Source organism: Xanthomonas sp. NCPPB 1128 (assembly GCF_001043115.1).
GTDB lineage: Bacteria > Pseudomonadota > Gammaproteobacteria > Xanthomonadales > Xanthomonadaceae > Xanthomonas_A.
The window spans coordinates 1-9,090 of the sequence record NZ_LFME01000058.1 but is presented as its reverse complement, the minus strand read 5'-3'; the positions used below and the strand labels follow the sequence as shown (position 1 = coordinate 9,090).

Genomic DNA, 9,090 nt, shown 5'->3' with positions numbered 1-9,090 from the left:
CGACGGCGCTGAGCGCGGAGGAAGCGCGCATCAGCATCGGCCGTCCGATCGCCAATACCCGGGTGTACGTGCTGGACGCGCACCGTCAGCCGGTTCCGGTCGGGGTGACCGGAGAGTTGTGGATCGGTGGCGATGGCGTCACGCCGGGCTATCTGAACCGCGAGGCGTTGACCGCGGAGCGCTATGTCGCCGATCCGTTCTGCAGCGAGCCTGGCGCGCGCATGTACCGCACCGGCGACCTCGGCCGTTGGTCGTCGGACGGCAGCCTGGAGTTCGCGGGTCGCAACGACTTCCAGGTGAAGATCCGCGGTTTCCGCATCGAATTGGGCGAGATCGAAGCCAAGCTGCTCGAATGCCCTGGGGTGCGCGAGGCGGTGGTGGTCCCGCGCGGGGAGGGCGGCGAGCCGCGGCTGGTGGCGTACTGCCTGACCAACGGCGCCGCGGACGAGGCGCTGGACGCTGGTGCGTTGCGCGAGCGGTTGGCCAGCCAGTTGCCCGAGTACATGGTGCCGGCGGCGTTCGTGCAGTTGCAAGCCTGGCCGCTGACCGCGCACGGCAAGCTCGACCGCAAGGCGCTGCCCGCGCCAGACGACAGTGCCTATGCACGGCGTGCGTACGAGGCGCCAGAGGGCGAGATCGAACAGCGCCTGGCGCAGTTGTGGAGCCAATTGCTGAAGGTCGATCAGGTCGGCCGCCACGATGGCTTCTTCGAACTGGGCGGGCATTCGTTGCTGGCGGTGCAGCTGAGTTCGCGCGTGCGCCAGAGCCTGGGCGTGGAACTGCCGTTGCGTTGGGTGTTCGAAGCGCCGGTGCTGTCGCAGCTGGCGCAGCGTCTGGCGAGCGGCGACGCCGCGCAACTGAGTACGATCGCGGTGGCCGAGCGGCAGCCGCACATGCCGCTGTCGCTTGCGCAGCAGCGCCTGTGGTTCCTGACCCAGATCGATGGCGCCGGTGCCGCCTATCATACCGCTGGCGCGCTGCGCTTGACCGGCCGCGTGGACGTGGACGCGTTGGAGCGTTCCCTGCAGCGTGTCGTCGCGCGGCATGAATCGCTGCGCACACGCTTCGTGCTGATCGAGGGTCAGCCGATGCAGCGAGTGGATGCAGATGCGACATTGCGGCTGCGCTTCGAGGACCTGCGCGGCGAACACAACCGCGACGCCTTGGGCGTCGCGCGAGGCGAAGCGCTGTACGCGCAGCCCTTCGATCTGAGCGTCGATCCGCCGCTGCGGGTGTTGCTGGCGCAACTGGAGGACGAGGAGTACGCGCTGTATGTGGTAGTACATCACATCGCCGCGGATGGCTGGTCGATCGGCGTCATGCTGGAAGAGCTCGGCTGCCTGTATACCGCCGAGGTCGAAGGCGCCGACGATCCTCTGCCACCGTTGCCGATCCAATACATCGACTATGCACAATGGCAACGGCAGTGGTTGGCCGGCGGCCAGTTGGAGCGACAGGCCGCGTACTGGCGCGAAACCCTGGCCGGTGCGCCGACCTTGCTGGAAGTGCCGACCGATCGCCCGCGCCCGCCGTATCAGAACTTCGCCGGCAGCGCCCTGGATGTCGTGCTCGACGCGACCCTGACCGCTCAGCTCAAAGCGCTGAGCCAGCGCCACGGCGTGACGCTCTACATGACCCTGCTGGCGAGTTGGGCGGCGCTGCTGAGCCGCCTGTCGGGGCAGGAGGAGGTGGTGATCGGCAGCCCGATGGCCGGTCGCAACCGGGCCGAGATCGAGCCGTTGGTCGGCTTCTTCGTCAATACCCTCGCGTTGCGCATCGAACTGGGCGGCGAGCCAACGGTGGCGGAACTGCTGAGCCGCACGCGCCGTCGCGTGCTCGATGCGCAATCGCACCAAGACCTGCCGTTCGACCATGTGGTCGAAGTGACCAAGCCGGCGCGCAGCACCGCGCATACGCCGATCTTCCAGGTCATGCTGGCGTGGCAGAACCAGGACGAAGCGCGGTTGTCGATGCCCGGCGTGACCATCGAGAGCCTGGATCAGGAAGCGGGCAACGCCCAGTTCGAGTTGATCCTGAACTTGCGTGAGCAGGGCGAGGAGATCGTCGGCGCGCTGAGTTACATGACCGCGTTGTTCGACGAAGCGACAGTTGCGCGCTACTTCGGTTACTGGCAGCGCCTGCTGGCCGGCATGACGCTGAACGACACCGCGGCGATGGCGCGCCTGCCGTTGCTCGATGCCGCCGAGCGCAACCGGTTGCTGAACGATTGGAACGCGACCGAACGCCGTTACCCAGATACCACGGTGCATGCCCTTTTCGAAGCGCAGGCGCAACGCAGCCCGGATGCGGTCGCGCTGAGTTACGAGGACGGCGCCGGCGGCAATGCGCTGAGCTACGCCGAATTGAACTGCCGCGCCAACCGTCTTGCCCATCGTCTGATTGCGATGGGCGTGACGGTGGAGGATCGCATCGCGATCTGCATGGAGCGCAGCCTGGAGATGGTGGTCGGCCTGCTGGCGATCCTCAAATCCGGCGCGGCCTATGTGCCGATCGATCCTTCGTATCCGCAACAGCGGCTGCGCCATATGCTGGATGATTGCGCGCCGAAAGCGGCGCTGAGTCATGGCGAACTGGCCGAGACGGTCGCCGCACTGGCCGCGGGCTCCGAAACGCCGTTTCCCGTGCTCGATCTCGATCGCCTGTCGACGCAGTCGTACAGCGACGCGAATCCGTCGGTCCGGGTGAGCGGGTCGCACCTGGCTTACATGATCTACACCTCCGGATCGACCGGCCTGCCCAAGGGGGCGATGAACGAACATCGAGGCGTGGTCAATCGCTTGCTGTGGGCCCAGGAGCAGTTCGGGCTCGACGCAAGCGATCGGGTTCTGCAGAAGACCACCTTCGGTTTCGACGTATCGGTGTGGGAGTTCTTCCTGCCGTTGCTGGCCGGCGCGCGCCTGACCTTGGCGCGTCCCGGCGGCCATCAGGATCCGGCGTACCTGGTCGAGACCATCGAGCGCTGCGGCATTACCGTGATGCACTTCGTGCCCTCGATGCTGCAGACCTTCCTGGCGCAGAGCGATCTGGCGCGCTGCGGCTCGCTGCGCCACGTCAAATGCAGCGGCGAAGCCTTGCCCTACGCCCTGCAGCAACGCTTCCGGACGGCATTGCCGCATGCGCAGTTGCACAATCTGTATGGACCGACCGAAGCCGCCGTCGACGTCACCTACTGGCGGTGCGCCGACGACGCGCATGCTGGCATCGTGCCGATCGGCAAACCGGTCGCCAACACAGCGATCTATCTGCTCGACGCGCACGGCGAGCCGGTTCCGGTCGGAGTCGCCGGCGAGCTGCATATCGGCGGGGTGCAGGTCGGCCGCGGCTATCGCAACCGTGCAGAGCTCACCGCAGAACGCTTCATCGCCGACCCCTATTCACGTGATCCGCGGGCACGGCTGTACCGCAGTGGCGACCTGGCGCGCTGGCTGCCCGACGGCAACGTCGAGTATCTCGGCCGCAACGACTTCCAGGTGAAGATCCGCGGCTTCCGCATCGAGCTGGGCGAGATCGAAGCCAGGCTGGCCGAGTTCGAGCATGTGTGCGAGGCGGTGGTGCTGGCGCGCGAGGACGTACCGGGCGAGAAACGACTTGTCGCGTACCTGACCACGTCGGTGGACTCATCCGCCACCGTCGCCGACCTGCGTACCCGGCTGTTGTTGCAACTCCCCGACTACATGGTGCCCAGCGCGTTCGTCATTCTGCCCTCGCTGCCGCTCACGCCGAACGGCAAGCTGGATCGCAACGCTTTGCCGGCGCCGGATGGCGCGGCCTATGTCCGCCGCAGCGATGCGGTGCCGCAGGGGCATGTGGAAGCTGCGCTGGCGAAGATCTGGGCCGAGCTGCTGAAGCTGGACCGAGTGGGCCGTTTCGACGACTTCTTCGAACTCGGCGGCCATTCGCTGCTGGCCGTGCAACTGGCCACGCGCGTGCGCGACGCGCTCGATGTCGAACTGAATTTGCGCGATGTGTTCGAGGCCTCCGAGCTGGCACGTATGGCCGAACGCGTCTCGCTCGCGACGTCGTCTACGGCGACAGCGATCGACATCGTGCAGCGTCAGCCATACATGCCATTGTCGCCGGCACAGCAACGCCTGTGGTTCCTGACCCAGGTCGATGGTGCGAGCGCGGCGTATCATTCGGCCGGCGCTCTGCGCCTGGCCGGCGCATTGGATCGCGGGGCGCTGGCGCGGACGCTGCGGCGCATCGTTGCGCGTCATGAGATCCTGCGCGCACGTTTCGTGCTGGTGGACGGCGAGCCGATGCAGCAGTTTGTCGGCGCGGAGGCGTTCGATCTGCGCCTGGAAGACGTACGCGCCGCGCAAGACCCGGAGAGTGCCGGCAAGGCGCTCGGCGCCGGCTTCCTCGCGCGGCCCTTCGATCTGGGTACGGAGCTGCCGATCCGCATGCAACTGGTGCAGATCGCGGACGACGTCCATGTCCTGCACGCTGTGCTGCACCATATCGTCTCCGACGGTTGGTCGATCGGCGTGCTACTCGACGACCTCAGCGCGTTCTATGCCTTGGAAACCGGGGCTGTGGCGCAATCGCCGGCGCCGTTGCCGGTGCAATACATCGATTACGCCCAGTGGCAATGGCAGTGGCTGGCTGGCGGCCCGGCCGAGCGCCAGGCGAAGTATTGGCGCGAAACCCTGGCCGGTGCGCCGACCCTGCTCGAGTTGCCGACCGATCGTGCACGTTCACCGCATCAGGATTTCGCCGGCGCGGCCATCGACCTGCAGCTGGACGAAGCGCTTTACGCCGGTCTGAAGAGGTTGAGTCAGCGTTGCGGCACGACGCTGTACATGACCTTGCTGGCGAGTTGGGCGGCGGTGTTGAGCCGCTTGTCGGGGCAGGACGAGGTCGTGATCGGTAGCCCGGTCGCGGGCCGTGCTCGCACCGAGATCGAACCCTTGATCGGCTTCTTCGTCAACACGCTGCCGCTGCGCATCGACGTGAGTGGCGAGCCGACCGTCGGCGAGCTGTTGTCGCGCGCGCGTGCCCGGGTGCTCGATGCACAGGCGCACCAGGATCTGCCGTTCGATCGGATCGTCGAAGCGGTGAAGCCGCCGCGCAGCACCGCGCATTCGCCGGTTTTCCAGGTGATGTTGGCTTGGCAGAGCCAGCCCCAGGGGCGGCTGCATCTGGCGGGCATCGACGTCTCCGAACAAGCGCTGGCGACGACGACCGCGCCGTTCGAGCTGATTCTCGATCTGCGCGACACCGGCACCGGCATCGAGGGCGCGCTCGGCTACATGACCTCGCTGTTCGATGCGGGGACCGTATTGCGTTATGCCGACTATTGGCAGCGCTTGCTGCATGGCATGGTCGCTGACGCCGAAGCCGTCGTCGCACGCTTGCCCTTGCTGGACGCCGCCGAGAACGCGCGGATGCTGTCGGAATGGAACGCGACGGCATTGGAGTACCCGCGTGAGGCTCGCTTGCACGACTTGTTCGAGGCCCAGGCGCGGCGCACGCCCGACGCGATCGCATTGGTGGCGGGCGAGGAGCGGCTGAGTTACGTCGAACTGAATCGCCGCGCGAATCGTTTGAGCGCGCATTTGCGCAGTCTGGGCGTTAGGCCCGACGACCGGGTTGGTCTGTGCCTGGAACGCAAGGCCGGGATGATGGTGGCGTTGCTGGCGACGCTGAAGTCGGGCGGGGCATATGTGCCCTTGGATCCCACATATCCACCGGATCGCCTGACGCAGATCCTCCAGGATGCAACGCCACGCTTGGTGCTCACCGATGCAGTGGGGTGGCCGGTGCTGGCACAGGCCTCGGAGCGAGGCGGCAACGCATCCTCGCCGGCGATCGTGGATATCGACGCCGACGCCGTACAGTGGGCGAACGCATCCGACGATAACGTCGCGGTCGCGGATTTGCGCGCGTGCAATCTCGCTTACCTGATCTACACCTCCGGCTCGACAGGACGACCCAAGGGCGTGGCGATCGAGCATCGCAACGCGCTGAACTTCCTGAGTTGGGCCACGCAGGCGTTCAGTGCACAGGACCTGAGCAACTGCCTGTTCTCGACCTCGATCAACTTCGATCTGTCGTTGTTCGAGTATGGCGCGCCGCTATCCGTCGGCGGCACGGTGACCTTGGTCGCGAACGCGCTGACGTTGTTGGATGCGGCGCCTCCGGTGACGCTGATCAACACCGTCCCCTCGGCAATGGCCGAGTTGACCCGGGCGCAAGCGATTCCGCCCAGCGTGCGCGTGGTCAATGTGGCGGGCGAAGCGCTCAAGCGTTCGCTGGCCGAACGCATCCTCGCCAGCGCCAACGTCGAACGCCTGTGCAATCTGTACGGACCATCGGAAACGACGACCTATTCGACCTGGACCACGATGACGCGCGAAAGCGGATTTGTCGCCGATATCGGCGGCCCGGTCGGCAACACGCAGGTCTATGTGCTGGACGCGGCCGGCGCGCCGGTGCCGGTCGGCGTCGCGGGCGAGATCTGGATCGCCGGTGCAGGTGTGGCGCGCGGCTACCTGGGCCAGCCGGAGCTGACGGCCGAGCGTTTCGTGCGCGATCCGTACGCGGCCGATGCCGACGCGCGGATGTATTGCACCGGCGATCTGGGCCGTTGGTCGAACGACGGTAAGATCACCCTGCTGGGCCGCAACGACTTCCAGGTGAAGATCCGCGGCTTCCGCATCGAGCTGGGCGAGATCGAAGCCAAGCTGATCGAACACGACGGCGTTCGCGAAGCGGTCGTGCTGGCGCGTGAGGGTGTGACGGGCGAGAAGCGTCTGGTCGCGTATTGCCTGGCCGACGAAACGCTGGACATCGCCTCGCTACGCGAACATCTATCCACGCGCTTGCCGGAGTACATGGTGCCGTCGGCGTTCGTGCGATTGGCCGCATGGCCACTGACGCCGAACGGCAAGCTCGATCGCAAGGTGCTGCCGGCGCCGGACGGCTCGGCCTATGCGCGGCGCGCTTTCGAGGCGCCGCAAGGCGCGACCGAGCGAAGCTTGGCCGTGATCTGGGCGGAATTGTTGCGGGTCGAGACGATCAGCCGCTTCGACGATTTCTTCGAACTCGGCGGGCATTCGCTGCTGGCTGTGCAACTGGCGTCGCGGGTCCGCAAGGCGTTCGACGTCGACTTGTCGATGCGCGAGCTGTTCGAGTCGCCGACCCTGTCGCAGCTGGCTGCGCACGTCGCGGTGGGGCCAGGTTCGAATCAATCGGCGATCCTGCCTGCGCCACGTCGCGCGTTCATGCCCTTGTCGCAGGCGCAGCAGCGCCTGTGGTTCCTGAGCCGGATCGACGGGGCCAGCGCCGCCTATCATTTGTGGGGCGCGCAGCGTCTGCGCGGCATGCTTGATCTGGCCGCGCTGGCGCATGCGCTCGACCAGGTCGTGGCCCGGCATGAGGTGCTGCGTACGCGATTCGTGTTGATCGACGGGCAGCCAATGCAGCAGGTGGCAGCGGACGCCACCGCCGATCTGCGCGTGCACGATCTGCGCGATCAAGGCGATATCGAAGTGGCAAACGCGGCGCTCAACGAGGCCTTGTTCGCGCAGGCCTTCGACCTGGAGCACGATCCGCTGCTGCGCGTGCAAGTGGCGCAGCTGGGCGAGAACGATTTCGGGCTGGCAGTGGTGATGCACCACATCGTCTCCGACGGCTGGTCGATCGGCGTGATGCTGGACGAGCTGAGCCGCTTCTATGTCGCATATCTACAGGGAAATGGCGATCCGCTGCCGCCGTTGCCGGTGCAGTACATCGACTACGCACAATGGCAGCGGAACTGGTTGGCCGACGGTCAGTCGCAGCGCCAGGCAGCGTATTGGCGTCAGGCGTTGAGCGGGGCACCCGCTTTGCTGGACCTGCCGACCGACCGTCCGCGTCCGTCGCACCAGGATTTCGCCGGCGCCACGTTCGGTGTCAGCCTGGATGCGGACCTGACCGGGCGACTGAAGGCGCTTGGCCAGCGGCATGGTGCAACCCTGTATATGATCCTGCTTGCGAGTTGGGCCGCAGTGCTGGGCCGTTTGTCCGGGCAGGACGACGTGGTGATCGGCAGCCCGGTCGCGGGGCGCAGCCGCGAGGAGGTCGAGCCGCTGATCGGGTTCTTCGTCAACACGCTGGCGCTGCGTATCGACCTGGGTGGGGCGCCCACGGTCGCCGAGCTGCTGGCGCGCACGCGCCGTTGCGTGCTGGATGCGCAGTCGCACCAGGATCTGCCGTTCGATCAAGTGGTCGAAGCGGTCAAGCCGCCGCGCAATCCGTCGCACACGCCGGTGTTCCAGACGCTGCTGGCCTGGCAAACGCAGGACGAAGGTCAATTGTCGTTACCGGGCATCAAGGCGACGGCGGTGGACGCGACGCTGCGCACCGCGCAGTTCGAACTAACCCTCGGCTTGCGCGAAACTGCGCAGGGCATCGAGGGGAGCCTGAACTATGCGACGGCGCTGTTCGATCGGACGACCGTGGCGCGTTACGCAGGCTACTGGCAGCGCTTGCTGACGGCGATGGCCGCCGACGACACGGCGCCGGTCTCGGCGCTGCCGGTGCTGGGCGACGCTGAACGCGCGCAGGTGCTGCAGCAGTGGAACGCGACGGCGCAGCCCTATCCGCGCGACAGCTGCATCGGTGCGTTGTTCGCTGTGCAGGCCACGGCGCACCCGGATGCGGTGGCCCTGGTGTGGGGCGAGCGGCGGGTCAGCTACGCGGCGTTGGATCGCCGGACCAACCAGATCGCGCAGTGGCTGGGCGCACAGGGCATCGGGCGCGGGGCGCGAGTGGCCTTGTCGCTGTCGCGCGGCGTGGCGATGGTGGAGACGCTACTCGGCGTGTTGAAGGCCGGCGCTGCCTATGTGCCGATGGCGCCGGATCTGCCGTGGGCGCGGGTGGCGTTCATGCTGGAGGATGCGCAGCCAGCGCTGTTGATCGCGGATGCGAGCACGCAGCTGCCGGACGCGCTGGGGGTCCCGGTGGCGCGCCTGGAGGCAATGGCCGACGCGCTGTCGGCGCATGCCGATCACGCGCCGGCGGTCGCGGGGATGGAGGCGACGCAGCTGGCGTACGTGATCTACACCTCCGGCACGACCGGCACGC

General features: G+C 66.9%; 2 protein-coding genes. One reads left to right on the top strand and one right to left on the bottom strand.

From position 1 onward, the window contains the following. A partial coding sequence (locus ACP93_RS22525) for a hypothetical protein (RefSeq protein WP_343123114.1) occupies window positions 1-1,046 on the bottom strand: 1,046 nt, incomplete at its 3' end. Between ACP93_RS22525 and ACP93_RS20525 the strand changes: the two genes are divergently transcribed. Further along, window positions 930-9,090, top strand: an 8,161-nt coding sequence (locus ACP93_RS20525; protein WP_343123113.1) for a non-ribosomal peptide synthetase, incomplete at its 3' end; no start/stop codon positions are given. The genes ACP93_RS22525 and ACP93_RS20525 overlap by 117 nt on opposite strands.